Raw genomic sequence first — 17,432 nt, 5'->3', positions numbered from 1 at the left:
TCGATGTCGCAGAAAACAATCTCCGTGACGCACCACGGCGCACACGATGACCACGGTTCGTCGGATACGGTGTTCGGCTTCTGGCTGTATCTGATGACCGACTGCGTGTTGTTTGCATCGCTATTCGCCGTGTTTGCGGTTATGTCGCATCAGTTCGCGGGCGGCCCGTCGGGCAAGGATCTGTTCGACATCGGCGGCGTCGCGGTGGAGACTGCCGCGCTGCTGTTGAGCAGCATCAGCTACGGCTTCGCGATGCTAGGCGCCCGGCGCGGTAAGTCCGCTGCCGTCCTGGGCTGGCTTGCGGTGACCTTCGTGCTCGGTCTTGCGTTTCTCTTTCTGGAAATGCGCGAGTTCTCGCACCTGATCGCCGAAGGCGCAGGACCTTCCCGCAGTGCGTTTCTGTCGTCGTTCTTCACGCTGGTGGGTACGCACGGACTGCACGTTACGGTGGGCCTCGTATGGATGGCGGTGCTGGCCGTGCAGATCATGCGGAGTCCGAAAATGTCGGAACGCCAGATCACGCGTCTCACATGCCTAAGTCTTTTCTGGCATTTCCTCGACATCGTGTGGATCTGCGTCTTTTCCTTTGTCTACCTCGGGAGCGTGCTGTAAATGGCTCATATGCAATCAGTTCCGGCGCAGCAGGGCAACGCCAGCATGCGCGGCTATGTTGGCGGATTCCTGCTGTCCGTGGTGTTGACCGCCGCTGCCTTCGGGCTCGTAATGCGCGGCACTTTCCCGGCGCAGACGGCGATGATCGCGTTATCGATTCTTGCCTTCGTGCAGATCGTCGTGCATCTGGTGTTTTTCCTGCACATCGACATGTCGGCCGGACAACGCTGGAACGTCATGGCGCTCGGTTATACGGCATTAGCCGCCTTGTTCCTGATCGGCGGCACGATGTGGGTCATGCATAACGTCAGTATGAACATGATGTCGCGGTAGTCCGTTGGGATTGCGCATCCATGTATAAAGCGGCCTGGCTTCGCTGGCTGCTTCGTACAAGCCCTCAAAACCGCGCGCCGATACCGCCCTCGATCAGATCCGTATCGCGGTTGTAACGAGTCACTATGCGGTTCCAACTGACACGAGCGAGCCAGCGAGATCCGAAGCGATAGCTCGCCGACACGGCGAAGAGCGCCGATACGCGACCGTCGCCCGTGCGGTCTTGCGGAACGTTGTCGGTCTGCTTGATCGCGACGTACGGACCAACGCCGGCCGACAATGCGAGGCGGTCGCCAAAGAATGCGCGAGTAGCCCACAGTTGCGCCGCGACACCGTCGCGGCGCGATTGAATATGCCCGCCCTCGTGAATGTATGACGCGCTCACGTCGACATAGCGCCACAATCCCCGCCGATATTCAAGACTTCCTGCGCTGCTCGATTCCGACTCGTTGCTGTTGAGGATCGTTTTGCCAAACAGGATGGTGAGTTCATTACCGGTGACATTCGACGTCCGCGACACCGGCCGTTGACGTGGCCCCGGCTCACCCGACGCCTCGAGTTGATAACCGACGCCGAACATCAACGCGGTGGTGTCCGGGCCGCCGAACGCATGCACGTAGTTCAATTGCGCCTGGGCGATCCAGCGTCGGTCAAAGTAGTAGGCGGCGCGCAGACTCCCCAATACGCCCCAGCCGTGAGTGTTGGAATAGTCGCCTCCGGCGCTCGCCGCGGTCGTGTCGAAGTACCGGTATGGCCCGGCGCCCGCCGACAGCTCGAGCCGGTCGTTCCATAACGGCAGGCGTCCCCACGCCTGGAGTGCCTGTCCGTCGCGATGATGGTTGGGCAGATGGCCTTCGTTGAGCCATGAAAAACTCCATGCCGCGTATCGTCCCAAGCCCTCGCGATAATTGGCGCTCCATGAATAGGTATTCGTGCCCGCACTAAAGAGCGGTCCGGCCAGCAGCGAGAATTCCTGTGCGTGCGCGTGCGGCGACAGGCCCGCCAGGGCGCTGAACAGAATCGCCGACAACGGAGCAAGGTGATGCTTGCGGTATCGATTCGCGGACACTATCCGATAGTCAGCAGAGTACTTACAAGGAAGGTAGCTTGTGATCAGCCGCGGTGCAAGGAGAAATGGTCGCGGCGATCGAGGTGTCCGGCCTCATCCGCTCCGGACGCTCAACACGAGCGCTGCGTGATAGCCCTCTACGTGTGCTGGCGCACTCATAGATGGGCCTCGTGTAGCGCTCGTCTGCCATTCATTGCAAAAGCTTTAGCCGCGTGCTGTCGGCTGTGTCGCAAGGCTTCGCGCTGCATCGTCCTGGCTTGCGAAATGTTCTCCGAGATTTGTCTCGGCGGGCAAGTTGGCTTTTGTTGGCTTTTGTTGGCTTGTAGCCGAGTAGTTGCTGCGTCTGACAGCTGGTTGCGCGCACATTCAATTTCGCGAACTTGGCGAACCGGCTAACGTGTCTTGTCTGGCTACTCTTTCTGGGTCGTGCTCGCCAGCAGCATGTTCACGCGCCAGCCTGTGCGCTCTGCAATGTCGCTGAACGGTGGGCCAGCGGACGAGCCCGGCCTCTATATACAGCGTGCTTTTCTCCTGCGCAAAGTTCGCGAGGCGCGGTACAGCGCCTGGGCTGACATCGCCGTGGTGTCTACACGCTGTTTACACGTGACGATGCGCTAAAGATCAGCGCGATTTTCGAAAAGGTCAGGGCAGGGATCGTCATGATTTGATTTCGCGCGGATCCGTGTCCGAGATTAAAACTAGACGCTTGATGAATTAATCTGGATTACCACAGCGTTAAATCTAAATCGCGGCGCGGTAACTGCGCATCGAGATATTTTGGCTGCGTTAGATCCTTCGTAAAGTGAGTCGCCACACCTCCCGGTTGAGCATTGCCTTGGGCGGCCCTTTCGTCCCGAGCGCCGGGAAATCAAAGCGGAATAGCGTAAACCACGAGAAAGGAAATTTCTTACGAAGATTGAAAGAGGAAATTTCCATCCGTGTGCAAACCGAACCATGATGTTCTTCGGGCTGCAATCGTCTGATTTAAGAAGAAATTTCCCGCCTCTCTCGCGTCGCCCGGTTGATTGGGAAACTATTACTGCAAGGAACATGGAAAACGAAACTTCTTACCGGGGTCAGCTTGCCCGACGTGCTATCCATCTAATCTTCCGATCATCATCAGAAAGCAGAAATTTTTGCGAAATGCGAAGTTCACGGAAAGGATCGTGCTTTTTGGCCGAAAACGACTATTTTCCATGTGACCTACCCGACATAAGCGGGTACGATTTACCCCTGTCGCGGCATGGAAGCGAACAACTTTCCGAGCAGTGCAGTCAATTGCGTTCTGTTGGTTAAACGTTTGCGCGGCAATGCGACGTGTTCCAGCGGCGAATGTGCCGCAGCGGTCGTTCCAGATGGTTCATTAAGTATCGCGGCGTCGAGCGCATCGCGATAGGCGCAGCTTTGTCTGTTTGCCTGAGCATGTTAGTCCACGTTGTCTTTGGCAATGTGATTGCAATTACAGCGGTTGCTGGCGATATCACACGTCATTCTGGATCGTTAAGCACAACGAATTAATAAGAGCTGTTTAAAAACAACTCTGCTGAACTTCAAAAACTCATCTTCGGCTTTTTTATCGAGACTTTCTCGACAGTGGGAAAAACAAACATGGTAAAACGACGACAATTTCTTGGAGGCCTGACGGCCCTTGCCGGTAGCTATCTTTTGAGCGCCTGTGGTGGCGGCGGTGAAGACGGCGGCGCGAGTCTGGCAGCCAAGGCTTCCGCAAGCCCAACGGCGAAAGCTGCCGCTGCATCCGCGAACGGAACGGTCATCCCTTCGGCCTCTTCTATCACCGACAGCTCCGGCGACGTATGGACGCTCGCCAACGGTGTGATCTACAGAAACGGCTCTACCGTTGGCAATACGTACAACGTGTCGCTTGTGCTCTGGTATGGCGGCAAGATCTGGCATTGCGGCACCGCCGGTCAGTTCTTCGTGAACGCGGATGTCGCAGAGCAATGGCTCCCTTGTAACGATCCGCGCATCGACGTCGCTCCTGTTCCAGGAAGCTTCTACGGCATGAATGGCCACTACGACTATACGTACACGCCCGAGAAGGTTGTGTCGATTCTGAAGGCCATGAATTGCACGAGCTACCGCGTTGGCGTATCCGACGATCCGAGGCAATTGAATGCTGTAGTCAAGCTCGCGCAGGCTTTCCAGTCGGCAGGACTCACGCTGCTCGTGTTGATCGACGAGGGTGTATATGACGCAAGCGGCGCTGTGATCGGAAGTGAGTCGACCGCGTATAGCCGCGGTTACTCCGTCGGCTCGACTGTCGCGAATGCGTTGAAGCCCTACGGCGTGACGATCTACGAATGCGGTAACGAGTTGACGCGCCAAGACGCGACCGTGATGGACTTCACCTACGCCGGCTCAAAGGCGAGCGACTTCAACAATGCGAACTGGCCTGTCATGCGCGGCGTCATGCGCGGAATGATCGACGGTGTGAAGTCGGTGCAGTCGTCCGCGAAGTGCGGCATCAATTTCTGCGTTGCAGACGTCGGTGCAGCCGACGCACTATGGGACGGCAGGCAACCCGACGGCAGCGGTGGTCATCCGCAGGTACGTTGGGACATTACGACTTGGCACAATTACGAAGTCTATGGCGACCTGTTCAACATCGGGACCGACGGCGCAGGTCCGGGCTTCGACCTTGCAACGTACTGCAAGGCCCGCTATGGCGTGCCGCTTATCGTCACTGAATGGAACGCAGGTCCGGAGCGCTCGGAGAGCTACCGCGGAAATTACATCTCGGACAGGCTTGCCGCATTCTACGGCGCACGAAAGACGCACAACATTCAGTCGGTCATGTACTACGTGCTGGATAGCGGGAACAACACCTACGGCATCATGATCAACGGCACACCGATAGACGCGCCGTACAACGCATTCACCAGCTTTACGTCGAGCCACGCCGACACCTGAGCGCGCTTTGCCGCTTATCGGTTAATGAACCTGGTTCCCGCCTGCTTGCAGGATGGGGCCGGGTTCATTTTGCATTTGATGGCTACTAAGTGGTCCGTGCTGGGACAGTTGCGACTGTCCGACATCAGCGGCAGAACGTGTCCGGAACCAATCTTCCCCAGTCGTAATCGGTGCTATCCGGCGTGAAGGGCAGAACACCTGCTCCCGGCGTAAACGTTAGTTCACCAAAGTACACATGGTTATCCGGTGCATACAGATCCACGCGAACATAGTCGAAGTCTTCACAGAGCTTCGTGGCCGCTTGCAGAATGGCATCGAGGTTCTCGGGGCGGGGTGCCGGCACCGGACTGCGTTTGTAATAGCCGATTGCTATGTCGAGATGGTTCCAATCGACGTCGTACACATCGCCTCTTGTGTTCCCGCCAAATCTGTCGGAAATCACCAGGATGTAGATGATCGGTCGTCCGCTACGCCCGCCGAAGCAGTGCAGTTTGTAGTCGGCGGGAATGTTGCCGCTACTGTCGAGTAACAACTGCTCGAAGAAGATGCGTGGCTTGATCTTGCGGTAGTGCCTTTCACGAGCAATCTTGTAGAAGTCGAGCGACAGCCAGTAGTTTGCGAGGTCCCGCAACTGTTCGAATGAAGTTGCCGACTTGTTTTTGACAACCTCCACATAGCTGCTGCCGTGATTTGCCTTCATGACGAACGCATTCGGCAGAGCATCGAATACTTCTTGCGTGAAAGCGTCGGGGACGGAAAGCAACGGAATAACGTGCTTCTCGCCCAGCTTTTTCGCGACGTACTCACGGACCGTGAGCTTGTCGGTCAACTCGACGAACCATGGATCCGGCCGCAAGTTCTTCTGCAGGATCTTTTCGTTGAAGGTGGTGGGCCGACGCAGGTTCGGGTAGCGGCCAATCTCCTTGTGATGCAGCAGACTAAGAAACAAGGGCGCCGGCAGCATCGATTTGGCCGCTTCCTTGAGTCTTCTAACGCTCGATTGCCTACGCGGTTGCGCTGGCTTTGCGGCGTCGTGCGAGAGCAGCCAGTCGTCGGGTATGTCGTCTTCCGACATATCGGCTTTCCTGCCCCGCAGGGTAGATGTACCGGCTTCGTTGGAGAACCGCGCAGATTTGGTGGTTGTCATTTTCTGTTCCATATCTGATAGCTTGGCGACGCTCGATGCGCGCGCAAAGCCGGGCGGCGCGGTCTCTCAACCGCGCGCCGCCTGGCTGTGTTGATGCCGGACCGTCAGTCGTCGATTGCGACGCATCGTTCTGTCACTTCCAGGCGCTGCTGCGCGCGGAATTGCGTGGGAGACATGCCGTAGCGTTCCTTGAATAGGCGGCCGAGGCGATTGCCGTCGCCCATTCCGCACCGCCGGGCAATCTTGTCTACCGGCAAATCTGTGTTGCGCAGCATGGCGCGTACGACTTCAAAACGGGTGCGCAGCAGGTATTCGAGCGGAGTCATGCCGAACTCGAATTTGAAACGGCGCTGATAGTTTCGTTTGCTCATGGCCGCGCACTCCGCAGCCTTTGCCACGGAGATCGGATTGCTGTAGTTCTCCTTGATCCAACGCGCGGACTCGCGAATCTTCTCTGTCGTGGTGGTAATGCTCGCATCGTCCAGTTCGAATTTGTCTGACTCGACGTAGGTCGTTTGCAGCATGTCGGCAATCTTTCGGGCGATCTCGGTACTGAGGTCGCGTTCGATCTGCGCAAGGGCGAGGTCTGTCGGCGTGGCACTGCTGGTCCGCGTCGTCGTCGGAGCGTCGTCGAATACGAAGATCGGCACTGTGGAATGCATCGGATCCTTGCAAATGACGACCATGTTGGCGCCTTGCTGGATATCGAACGATGCAATAGAGCCTTGACGGGCTATCCATGAAAGCAGACGGTCGTTGGATTCCAACGCCCTCGCCGCGTCGCGACAGGCGACGAACAACGCGTGGAATTCGCCGAGCCGATGGCGCTCGATACTTTGGGTCCAGATCGATATGCCAGACGAACTGGTTACGAGCCCGCCGCTTTCAGAGAGTACTGAAAGCGAATAGGGAGACCCGGGTGCTGTGTCTTCTGACAATTCGTTTGCCAGACGGAATGCGTCGCCGATAGATCCAGCAGTCGCCATGGAGCATTCCTGGGACACTAAGAGCCCAATGTGTTTCGCTGCTTTCCGTGTTGCAGCCTTTGGACTGGTCCGGTGCGCATCAATGTACGACCTGAGAAAATCGGTGGAAGTCGTCACGCTTAGTTCTCCAAACAGGGTGAATCACTGCCTACGTGTCGAGATTAGCGTACTCAAATGACCCTGGCGATGGTGGCCGGTAATCGATGGTGTTTTGGCGCAATTCGGAGGATTGGAGAAATACTTACCTTGTGCGCCTGAATAAAGGCATACGAAAGCCTGTCCGAGTCAGCAACAATTGCTGGAACGAACGAATGCGCGTTTGCAGGGCAAAAGAGCGGTCTTTGCCTTCAAAGCCCCGTGGGAGAAGGCTTAGAGGTATTTCACGCCGGCAGCGCTGGATCGGCCCCGTGAGAAGAGACACAAATGGCGCATAACGCTGAATGCGCGGAGCGGTATCACTCTGTTACATCCATTGCAGATAGCTACAACACTTTCTAAATTGTGTGTTGCGTGGTGATCTCTTCCACGGAATCGGCCATTAGCACCCGAATTTACGCCCCGGGTGATGCACTCATTCCAACCGACGCTATGCTTCACTGCAGCATCTGTAGAAAAGTAGCGGTTGCCCCGGTAGGCGCTATCGAATGCCAGCAATGCGCAATTTCTTCACCTTTGTCACGTAAAGAAGTTGATTGAGGTGTAGTAATTGCCGTGTCTTTAAGTGCTTTGCACTGACGACGTACGACGAGGCATCGCTCACATGAGTCCGGGGCCGGACCGCGCTTTGCGAAGTCGACTGTAGGTCGGTCTCTGGTGTAATAAAAAGCTAACGATTTGTAGTACGGAATTAAACGCGGAGCGCGGTGTCAAGCGTATCGCTTCGTGATCTGGGGGATTGAAAGTCTGGAGACGGGGGCGAGCCGTGTTGCCAACGGCGCAGCCTTTGATCAATTCAAGCAGGTGGACAGCCACTTGGCTTGGCAAACCATGACGTAGTCCCCGATCAAACGTCGGGCCTACGCCATATGCGTTCCTGTCAGAGACGGCAGGAGCCGCGGACCGTTGGTTGAGCCAGGCGGTGTCGACTCATTACTGTGCCCATCAAACATGGAAGGATCAAACCGGTGGACTACTATCCTCTGAATTCGCTCCCGGCGACTGCCAGTACAGAGCGCGGCCAATTAAGCCCCAGTGCCATGTTGCGTCTAATGCGCGACCATATCTGGGAGATCGTACTTACCACGGTCGTCGTGGTCAGCCTGGCCGCCGCTTATCTGCTCATCGCGTCCCCGATCTATTCCGCGGATGTACTCATTCGCGTAGATCCGCCCGAACCGAATGCGCTCGGTCTTGCACTCCAGAACCAGGAGAACCTGCCTCCGCCCGCACCGTCTACCGTGACGGAAATGGGAGTCATGCGCAGCCGCTCCGTGCTCGAGCCAGTGATCCAACGATTCCGGTTCGACGTCTCCGTGACGCCGCACAAGCTACCGCTGCTCGGCGACATTGCAGAGAAGTTTGCGACGCCTGGTGAGCCATCCCGGCCATGGCTTGGACTCAAGTCGTACGCATGGGGAGGCGAGCAGGTAAAGATCGGCACGCTTGACGTTCCCAAAGATCTGGAAGAAGAAAAAATGACGCTGGTTGCTGGAGAGGACAATACCTACGAATTGCGCGGGCCGCAAGATCAGGTATTCCTCCATGGCGTTATCGGCAAACAGGTGTCCAGCAATGGCATTTCAATGCGCGTGGATGAACTTGTCGCACGCCCGGGCACCGAATTCACGGTAGTGCGGTGGAATGCGGTGGACGCAATCAAGCGTTTCGACGCAACCATCAAGGTTAGCGACAAGGTCAAAGACTCCGGTCTTCTTCAGATCGAGTACACCGACAAAAGCGCGGCGAAGGCTGCTGAAGTCGCGAATGCGTTGGGCCAGCAATACCTGGCGACGGCGATTGCCAGCCGGCAACTCAACGACACCACCACGCTCGCGTTCATCAACGGAGAACTTCCTCGCCTGCTCGCAGACCTGAGGAAAGCCGAAGAAGCGCTAAAGGCATTCCGGGCCAATTCCCAGTCGATGCAGCCGACAGCAGAGGCGCAGGCCTACTTGCAAGGCGGCCTCGACATTGACCGGCAAATCGCAACGCTCCAGCTGCAACGCACGCAATTGCTCGAGCGCTATACGCCGCAGAGCCGTTGGGTACAAAGCGTCGACACGCAGCTTGCGCAACTGAAGAACGCAAAGGCGAGCTTCGATGGACATTTCAACGGTATGCCCGCGTCCGAACGTTCGAGCGTCGATTTGATTCGCGCGCAGAAGGTGGCGGAAACGATCTACCTGGGGATGGTGCAGAAGGCCGAGCAATTGCAGGTGCGGCGTGCAAGTACCACTGGTGGAGCGCACGTGGTCGACGAAGCGATCACGCCGCATCGTCCGGTTAAACCGAAGCCGATTCTGGTGCTTCCTGGCGGTCTCGTACTCGGCCTCGTATCCGGCGTTGTCCTCGTCTTCATGCGCCGACATGTGCTGACGGGCGTAACGGATCCGCGTTATGTCGAACGCCGAATGAGCGTGCCGGTATTCGGCGAGATCCTGTTCAGCCAGCAGCAGTTGTTGCTCGATCGAACGAATGCCGGCGCGAAATCGCTGCCGGGTGCTGCCGCGCGCGCAGGACTGCCTCAGCCAGCCACGGGCGGCGTGCCAGAAATTCAGGTGGCAGGCGGTGGCACCAAGGTGCTTGCTGAACGCTTCCCGAACGATACTTCTGTGGAGGCGCTACGAGCAGTGCGCACTTCGCTGGCACGCGATCTCGCGCATTCACGCAACAACATTCTGATGGTGATTGGGCCGACTCCATCGGCGGGGAAGAGCTTTGTCGCGGCCAACATTGCGACGCTGCAGGCCGAGATCGGCGCGCGAGTTCTTCTGATCGATGCCGATATGCGTCGCGGCCATCTCGCATCGCTCTTCAATCAGAACAATCGTGGCGGTCTTTCCGAAGTTCTCTCGGACCGTATGCCACTGCGCAATGCGCTGCGTCATACGGGTATCGACGGTCTCTCATTCATGTCGTGCGGTTCGCGCCCTGACAATCCAGCCGCCTTGCTCGCAAGGCCGCGTTTCAAGGAAGTGCTGGAACGTCTGAGCGGGCAGTTCGATCTGGTGATCTTCGATACGCCGCCGTTCCTTGCGGTCACCGACGCGTCGATCATTGCGAGCGAAGCGGGTGCATCGCTACTCGTGTTGCGCTCGGGCATGCAATCGGAGGAAGAGATCGAGGACACCGTGAAGAAGATGGAGCGCGCGGACGGCCGCATCGCCGGTGCGGTGTTCAACGGTATTCCGCTTCGACGCAGTACTCGCACCTACGGTTATGCAACCAACTATGCGAGCGACTATGGCGATGCCGACGCAACCAGTGGATCCCTGCGAACGTGAGCGAGTTGCTACGTCGTTCGATGAACTCGCAAAACGGAGAAGCAGATGGCGTTTGCAATCAACGGTAAATTCACTTCGCAGCCGGTCACGGGTGTGCAGAGAGTCGCGTATGAGTTGACGAGAGCGATGCAAATGCGGGTTCCGCCGGGCGAGAAGCTCGAGGTATTCGTGCCGCGCGATGCAAAGGAGCCGGGCGCGCTGCTGAGATGGCAGCGACGCTTCCCATGGCTTCGCGGCACGCTGTGGGAACAGATCACACTGCCCATTGCCGCGAGAGGCGTCAGGCTCGTCAACCTCTGCAACATGAACCCGGTGTTGAAACGCCGGCAGGTGGTGATGCTCCACGACATGGCGGTGTATGACGTGCCGGGCGGGTTCTCCAAAAAATTCGTACTGTGGTACCGCCTCTGTTTCTTCATACTGCCACGAATGCAGCCGATGATTCTGACGGTGTCGAAGTTCTCCCGATCGCGGATCTGCCACCACCTGAAGATCGACGAATCGCGAGTCGCAGTAGTGAGTCCCGCTGCGGACCACCTGGACCGCGTTACCTCGGACCCCGCGGTGATCGAGCGGCTCAATCTCGTCAAGGACGCCTATTGCGTCGTGGTCGGAAGTCTCGATCCGCGCAAGAACCTGCAACGCGTGCTGGAAGCGATAGAGAAGCTCGGGCATCTCGACCACGTCAAGTTCGTAGTGGTCGGCGGCAAGAATGCGCGCATCTTCAATAGCGAACTCGCTGAAGAGAAACCGCAATCGGAAAGAGTGGTGTGGGCTGGTTTCGTCACTGACGGCGAGCTGAAGGCACTCTATGAAAACGCCGGGTGTCTTATCTTTCCGTCGCTGTACGAGGGCTTCGGCCTGCCTCCGCTCGAGGCCATGTATTGCGGCTGTCCGGTAGTCGCATCGTCGCTGACCTCCATACCGGAGGTTTGCGCAGATGCGGCGATGTATTGCGACTCAACATCGGCGGACGACATTGCCGCGAAGATCTCTCTAATGATGACAGACGACGTATTGCGGCAACGTTATAGGGCAATGGGACTCGCTCGTGCGCGCGAGTTTCGCTGGGACGTGACCGCGCAAACCGTGCTCGAGATTCTCAAAGGGCAGGCGGGCGTGCAGTTGACGGGCGTGCCGGCCCGCGCGTCGGCGGGCTAGCGCATGTCGGTAGGCAGGCCAATGTTTCGCATTCGAAAGAGTGTCGGCAGACGTCGGGCGTTGGGAACAATCGCCGCCCTTTTTGGTGCGGCCATACCGCTTGCGCGCGGCAAGACTTCGGCGTCGGCCGGTACAGTGCCGCAAGCGGGAAGTTCGGGAAGTACGGGCGGTCGCAGGATCACGGACCTGATCGGCTCGAATGGATGGGCTGGCGCAAGCAACGACGTCGAGATGTGGCGGCAAATGGGCATCACCTGGGGGCGCGATTCGGTTGGCCCCGGTCAGCCGGATTCACCCACTGAGCCCATGCGTGTCGACAAGACCGGATCGCAGTTCGACAACGATCTTCCGTCAGCGCTGCTACTGAACAACCGCAATGGCATCAAGTCGCTGTTGCTGCTCGGCTATACGCCGCCGTGGAATGCCACCGTGCCCGGTGACAGCAATTCTGCGCCCGTGGATGTCCGGGCGTGGACCCGTTACGTCGAGGCAGTTGTGCGTAAGTACTCCGCACCGCCGTTCAACCTGCGCTATTTCCAGATCTGGAACGAGGCGGCCGGGAAATTGTCCGGCGGTTTACCGCAGGCTACCTTCTGGCACGGTCCGAACTTCAACAAGGATGAAAAGCACGCGAAGCCGTACGACCGTGCGATGCAGGACTACGTTGAACGTGTGCATCTACCTGCCGCCCGCATCATCCGGAAGTACAACGCGTATATCGTCTACGGCGGCTGGCCCGATCAGGGCGGCGTGTCCAATTTCTGCAAGTGGCTCGAGTACCGAAGTCCCGCTTCGAATGAACGCATGCTGGACTGGGTCGACTATCTCGACACGCACTACCTGGGCGTCGCCGATCTCGATCCGCTGTATCAGCAGTACGTGAAGAACGGCCCGGCGCGCGGTATCTGGCAGACCGAAATCGGCGATGCGTATATGAAGAATCCGCATTACCTGCCGGAGTACCTCTTTGACTTCGCGGTGTGGGCGCTCGATCGTAACTGGAACGAACCCAACAAGTACGTGTCCATGATCTATCACTGGGACGGATACGAGCCGTTCCGTCTAACTCATCGCGGTCCACCCAGGCGGACCTACAACGCGTCGGGCAGAAGCCTCGTCGTACTTCATCAGACTGTTTCGGGCTCGCTGGCAAGTTTGACGAACCCGTTGCAATTTGGTCCAGGCGCATCCGGTAGCGGTCTGCGCTCCGGCAATGACATCGTGCTGCAGGTTAATGGATCCGCGGGCTGGCGCGCTGTGACAGTGGCGGGGCTTAAGCGGCCTTCGGGCCGAGAAGTAAAGATTGATTTCATAGACGCGGTGACGGGCACAGTAAGTGCACCTGATGCCATTACGACCACATGGAGTAACGACGGTTTGCAACTGCGATTCAAGGTGCCGGACAAAGTCAATGGCGCCGAAAACGATCCGCCAACTCACCTTGCTTATATCGCCGTCCGCTCGCTTGCGTAGCAATTCCGACTCACCGAAAATTTCAAAATAGCGTCGAATGCCATGAACCAGGTCACAGTTGTCATATGCAACTACAACTACGAACGCTATCTAGCGGCCGCGATCGATTCCGCGCTCAGCCAGGACTATCCAGGCACGCAGGTTGTCGTGCTCGACGACGGTTCGACTGACGGATCGCGGAAAATCATAGAAAGCTACGGTAGCCGGATTACCGCGATCTTTCAGGAAAACGGCGGCCAGGTTGCCGCATACAACCACGCGATCAGTACGCTGGAAACGGAATACGCGATCCTTCTCGATTCGGACGACATCCTGTATCCGAGCGCTGTGTCGGAAGTAATGCAGGTCTTTAACAGCGGCTCCTGGGCGAAAGTGCAGTTCCGGCTCGACGTCATGGACGCAAGCGGAACGGCGACAGGGGCGTACGTGCCAAACACCGAACCGCCCGCCAACTGCGGAGAACTCCTGCAGGCGGGTTGGCTCTATCCGTCGCCGCCGGCCTCTGGCAACGCGTATCGGGTAAGCGCACTTAAGCAGGTGTTTCCTATTCCCGCGCCGGGAATCAATCGCTACGGCGCCGACTTCTTTGCGATCTACGGCGCTGCACTAGTCGGCCCGGTAGCCACGGTGCGCAAGTCGCTTGGCGGCTATCGCGTGCATAACGCCGACGGCGGCACGGTGTCCTTCGCCAATTCGGAGCAGATCTCCAAGGCGCCGAAGGCGCTGGGCATGCGCTGGGCGATCCTGAGAAATATTGCGAGGTCGCGTCTGGAGATCGAACTGCCCGCGACATTTCATGATTTTGGCCACGAGAAGGCGATCTTCTGTTCAAGCGTGTATCGGGCGACGCTCGTTCATCGGTGGCGCTGGATGTTGCACGATTCGCGCGGCTACCTGCATGCAATCGTGGCTAATCCTTTCTGGAGCGTGAAGAAGAAGTTCGGCACGCTGTTTCTTTCCGGCCTGTGCCTCGTACCGTACTCGCCACTTTCTGACTTCGTCGTTCGCTACATATCGAACCCGCTCGCACGCCGACGCGTGGCGCAGCGCTAAAGTCAGGAATACGCAATTGGAGAACGGAATGGAAAGACGAGACAACGCAAGCGTCATTGCGTTTGTTTACGGCGGATATTTGATGAGGTACGTGTACCTCATCATCGTGGTGCCGTTTTACGGAAGAATTCTCGGCGTGTCCGAGTACGGGCGCGTGCTTGCGTCAATGTCGCTCATGAACGTGATCTGGATGCTCGTGAGCTACGGATTCACGTTTGTTGGGATGCGCGAAGTCTCGAAGGCGCATTCGGTGCAAGAGTGCAATTCCATCTACTCGCTGCACGTCAGCGCGCGGCTCTTGCTGGCCGCGCTGGGCGGATGCATCGGCCTCGTCGCCACCATGTGCTCGCCGACATTGTCTGAGCGACCTCTTATCGGTGTACTGGCTACATTGCTCGGCATCGTCTCGGCATTGAATCTGGGCTGGCTATTCCAGGGGCGTCAGCGTTTTCGTACGCCGATCATGATCGAGGTCTTCGGCTTCGCTGTGAGCCTCGTGCTGGTGCTGAGCTTCGTGAAGGAACCCTCAGATTCGGTGTGGGTGCTTGCGAGCCTGCTGATTGCGGGAGTGGCGTCGTCGATCATTTCGTATGGCATTACCACTTCACAACTCGGATTGCCGCGTCTGAAACTACAAGGCGTGATGCCGCTGATTCGCAGCTCGACGATGCTGTTCTGCTATTCGTCGGGCTCCGTGGTACTCACGGCGTCGTCCACGTATCTGCTGACGTTGTTGTCCACGCCTGCTCAGGTAGGGTATTTCGGCGCGGCTGAGCGCTTCGCGACTATTGCGCTCAGCCTGATGGGCCCCGCATCGCAGGTATTCGTCCCGACGATTTCGCGGCAGCTTGCTCAAGGCGACAAGGACGGCGCGCATGCGACCACTCGCCAGGGCGCGGCGCTTCTGCTCGGCTATGGCCTACTCGTTTTTTGCGGCGCAATGACGTTGTCGCCCTTTGTCTTGCCGCTGATTCTCGGGCCGGCGTTCGAGCCTGCCGCTCGAGTTCTTCAATGTTTTGCGTGGATGTTCCCGTTCGTCGCATTCAACGAGTTCGTCGCGTTCTATGTATTCGTTCCGCGCAGAAAGGACCGGCTGCTTGCGTTTGCAGGAGTAGCCTCCGGCCTCGTCAATCTGGCCGCGGCGCTGCTTCTCGCGCCGCGCTTCGGAGCAATTGGCATGGCAACTGCGCGGGTCATCGGCGAGGCGACCCTCGCCGTGATCCTGATGGTCATCATGGTCCGGCTCGAATTGGTTGGGCTCGTGCCGGGCGCGCGGCGCGCTGCAGGAATGCTGGGGCTTGCATGGGGCGCAAGAGCCCAGGCAGGCGCGACCAAGGACGACTGAACCGGATTGCCGGCGCTGAAGCGTCCGGCGCGTAATCTCACAGGAGGTTGAAGTGAAAGTCGCTATTGTTCACGATTGGCTCGTGGTTTCGGGCGGCGCAGAGAAGGTTTTAAAGAGCATCGTCGAATGTTTCCCGAAAGCGGACATCTTCTCGATTGTCGACTTTCTCGAAGATCGCGATTGTGTGAAGGGCAAGCCCGTCAACACGTCGTTCATTCAGAAGATGCCTTTTGCGCGGAAACGCTATCGTGCATATCTGCCGTTGATGCCGATCGCAATCGAACAACTGGACCTGTCTGCCTACGACCTCGTTATCTCGAGTTCGCACGCGGTGGCCAAGGGCGTGCTGACGGGCCCCAATCAGATTCATATCAGCTATGTTCATTCGCCGATTCGATATGCGTGGGATCTCCAGCATCAGTATCTACGCGAATCGCACCTGAACAAGGGCCTCAAGTCCATCATGGCCCGTGCGCTGTTGCACTACATCCGCGGCTGGGATTCGCGTTCGGCGAATGGCGTGGACCATCTGCTTGCGAATTCGCACTTCATTGCGCGAAGAATCAGGAAGGCGTATCAGCGCGACGCTACGGTTATCTATCCGCCGGTCGATCTCGACAACATGGTCATGTGCACGCAGAAAGAGAACTTCTACGTGACCGCATCACGCATGGTGCCGTATAAGCGCATAGACCTGATCGTGCGGGCTTTCTCGCAGACGCCGGAGCGCAAGCTCGTGGTGATCGGCGACGGTCCGGAAATGAAGCGCATAAAGGCGGTCGCGGGCCCCAACGTGACGATCCTCGGCCACCAGCCTCTGGAAGTGCTGGTCGATCATCTGCGGCGCGCTCGCGCTTTTGTGTTCGCTGCAGAAGAAGATTTCGGCATCTCCGTTGTGGAGGCTCAGGCATGCGGAACGCCTGTGATCGCGTTCGGCAGGGGAGGCGCACTGGAATCGGTTGTAGGCTTGCCACTCGAGCAGCCAACCGGTGTCTTCTTCGGTGAGCAGACGGCTGAGTCTTTGCTCGAAGCCGTAACGCGGTTTGAGCGCAATGCTACGTTGTTCGACCCGGTCAATTGCCGCCAGAATGCCGAACGGTTCTCGACTGAGAACTTTAAAACCGCATTGACGGATTTCATTGACGCACGGCTTCTGCGCAGCTCAATCGAACAGCTCCGCCCGTACCTCGTGCGCGAGCGGGCTGTCGACGAACGTCATCTGGCGAGCGTGCCTTCGTAAGTTTGAATGCGATATTTGACGCGGCCTGCAAGAGCCATGATCGAGTGAGCGTGGCTGTGTATTTGCGGTGACCGCGTTTCAATAAGCCGCTGAAGCGGCGCCTGGTGTCCATAGGCGAGCGCGCAAACGAACAGAAGGCTCGCGGCCAACCATGCGGGCCGCGCACGTTCAGACTGCTCGGAAAGGGCCTTTCGCAGGAACATCAGGCCTACGATCGCGCCAAGAATCCACCCTGCAATCACCTCCGGCAAGGTATGCGAGAGGTCCATCAGGCGGGATACGCCCGTTAGCGCGCCGATTCCCATTCCAGCTGCAATTCCTAGCGACGGCGGCAGACGCCACCACTTCAATTGCAGTGCGAGCGCGACCATCCACACGCATGTCGACAGCATCGCGTGGCCGCTAATCACGCGGAAGTGCGAAGCGGGAAAAGAGATGCCCCAGCCGGCGTAGAAGATCTTGCTCGCGCCGACAATGGCGATGCCGGCAGCAAGCATCACGATCCACCGGAAGGCGAGCTTGACGTTAAAGAGAGCGATCCAGCAGGCGCAGACAGCGGCCACGGGTAAGGTGACGGCGGCATCGCCTATGTTGGTGAATACTGTCCACATAGGGTTCCCGTTCTTGTTGGGTTTCGCT

13 protein-coding genes are annotated in these 17,432 nt (G+C 58.0%); 9 read left to right on the top strand and 4 right to left on the bottom strand.

Annotated elements, in window-relative coordinates; genetic code table 11:
• Nucleotides 1-3: 3 nt before the first annotated feature.
• Nucleotides 4-612: a cytochrome o ubiquinol oxidase subunit III gene (gene cyoC, locus ACTJLB_RS26380; protein ID WP_087754342.1), complete on the top strand. Its 609-nt coding sequence runs from the start codon at nucleotides 4-6 to the stop codon at nucleotides 610-612.
• On the top strand, nucleotides 613-945 hold the full coding sequence (gene cyoD, locus ACTJLB_RS26375; RefSeq protein WP_440785000.1) for a cytochrome o ubiquinol oxidase subunit IV: 333 nt from the start codon (nucleotides 613-615) through the stop codon (nucleotides 943-945).
• Between the two features lie 64 nt (nucleotides 946-1,009).
• Here cyoD and ACTJLB_RS26370 read toward each other — a convergent pair whose 3' ends face one another.
• A complete protein-coding gene (locus ACTJLB_RS26370) occupies nucleotides 1,010-2,014 on the bottom strand; it encodes a hypothetical protein (RefSeq protein WP_440784998.1) in 1,005 nt (334 codons plus the stop codon).
• A gap of 1,608 nt (nucleotides 2,015-3,622) precedes the next feature.
• Here ACTJLB_RS26370 and ACTJLB_RS26365 point away from each other — a divergent pair.
• Complete coding sequence (locus ACTJLB_RS26365) at nucleotides 3,623-4,945, top strand: hypothetical protein (RefSeq protein WP_440784997.1); 1,323 nt, start codon at nucleotides 3,623-3,625, stop codon at nucleotides 4,943-4,945.
• Between the two features lie 124 nt (nucleotides 4,946-5,069).
• On the opposite strand, the gene ACTJLB_RS26360 is transcribed toward ACTJLB_RS26365, so the two are convergent.
• Together ACTJLB_RS26360 and ACTJLB_RS26355 are read right to left on the bottom strand one after the other, a co-directional pair.
• Nucleotides 5,070-6,092 (bottom strand): ATP-grasp fold amidoligase family protein, encoded by a 1,023-nt coding sequence (locus ACTJLB_RS26360; RefSeq protein WP_440784995.1) that lies wholly within the window; start codon nucleotides 6,090-6,092, stop codon nucleotides 5,070-5,072.
• 104 nt (nucleotides 6,093-6,196) lie between these two features.
• A complete protein-coding gene (locus tag ACTJLB_RS26355) occupies nucleotides 6,197-7,078 on the bottom strand; it encodes a GlxA family transcriptional regulator (RefSeq protein ID WP_440785051.1) in 882 nt (293 codons plus the stop codon).
• A 1,124-nt stretch (nucleotides 7,079-8,202) separates the two neighbouring features.
• Between ACTJLB_RS26355 and ACTJLB_RS26350 the strand changes: the two genes are divergently transcribed.
• Genes ACTJLB_RS26350 through ACTJLB_RS26325 form a run of 6 tightly spaced genes read left to right on the top strand, consistent with a single transcriptional unit; the run spans nucleotide 8,203 to nucleotide 16,793 of the window.
• Nucleotides 8,203-10,521 carry a polysaccharide biosynthesis tyrosine autokinase gene (locus ACTJLB_RS26350; protein WP_027804711.1) on the top strand — a complete coding sequence of 773 codons (2,319 nt, stop codon included), beginning with the start codon at nucleotides 8,203-8,205 and terminating at the stop codon, nucleotides 10,519-10,521.
• Between the two features lie 45 nt (nucleotides 10,522-10,566).
• Complete coding sequence (locus ACTJLB_RS26345) at nucleotides 10,567-11,682, top strand: glycosyltransferase family 4 protein (RefSeq protein ID WP_440784993.1); 1,116 nt, start codon at nucleotides 10,567-10,569, stop codon at nucleotides 11,680-11,682.
• Nucleotides 11,683-11,703: 21 nt separating this feature from the next.
• Nucleotides 11,704-13,155, top strand: a complete 1,452-nt coding sequence (locus tag ACTJLB_RS26340; protein WP_440784992.1) for a hypothetical protein — start codon at nucleotides 11,704-11,706, stop codon at nucleotides 13,153-13,155.
• Nucleotides 13,156-13,197: 42 nt separating this feature from the next.
• The gene (locus tag ACTJLB_RS26335) at nucleotides 13,198-14,208 is read left to right on the top strand and encodes a glycosyltransferase family 2 protein (protein WP_440784990.1); all 1,011 of its coding nucleotides are present in this window, start codon (nucleotides 13,198-13,200) and stop codon (nucleotides 14,206-14,208) included.
• 28 nt (nucleotides 14,209-14,236) lie between these two features.
• A complete protein-coding gene (locus ACTJLB_RS26330; RefSeq protein WP_087754336.1) occupies nucleotides 14,237-15,553 on the top strand; it encodes a lipopolysaccharide biosynthesis protein in 1,317 nt (438 codons plus the stop codon).
• Between the two features lie 52 nt (nucleotides 15,554-15,605).
• Nucleotides 15,606-16,793, top strand: coding sequence for a glycosyltransferase family 4 protein (locus ACTJLB_RS26325; protein WP_087754335.1), 1,188 nt, complete (start codon nucleotides 15,606-15,608; stop codon nucleotides 16,791-16,793).
• On the opposite strand, the gene ACTJLB_RS26320 is transcribed toward ACTJLB_RS26325, so the two are convergent.
• On the bottom strand, nucleotides 16,769-17,404 hold the full coding sequence (locus ACTJLB_RS26320; protein ID WP_027804712.1) for a phosphatase PAP2 family protein: 636 nt from the start codon (nucleotides 17,402-17,404) through the stop codon (nucleotides 16,769-16,771). The two genes, ACTJLB_RS26325 and ACTJLB_RS26320, sit on opposite strands and share 25 nt — an antisense overlap.
• Nucleotides 17,405-17,432 lie beyond the last annotated feature (28 nt).

Source organism: Paraburkholderia sp. 22098, assembly GCF_052045935.1.
In the GTDB taxonomy this organism is placed as follows: domain Bacteria; phylum Pseudomonadota; class Gammaproteobacteria; order Burkholderiales; family Burkholderiaceae; genus Paraburkholderia; species Paraburkholderia caledonica.
The sequence above is the reverse complement of the archived record's forward strand: the minus strand, read 5'-3'. Positions and strand labels throughout refer to the sequence as shown.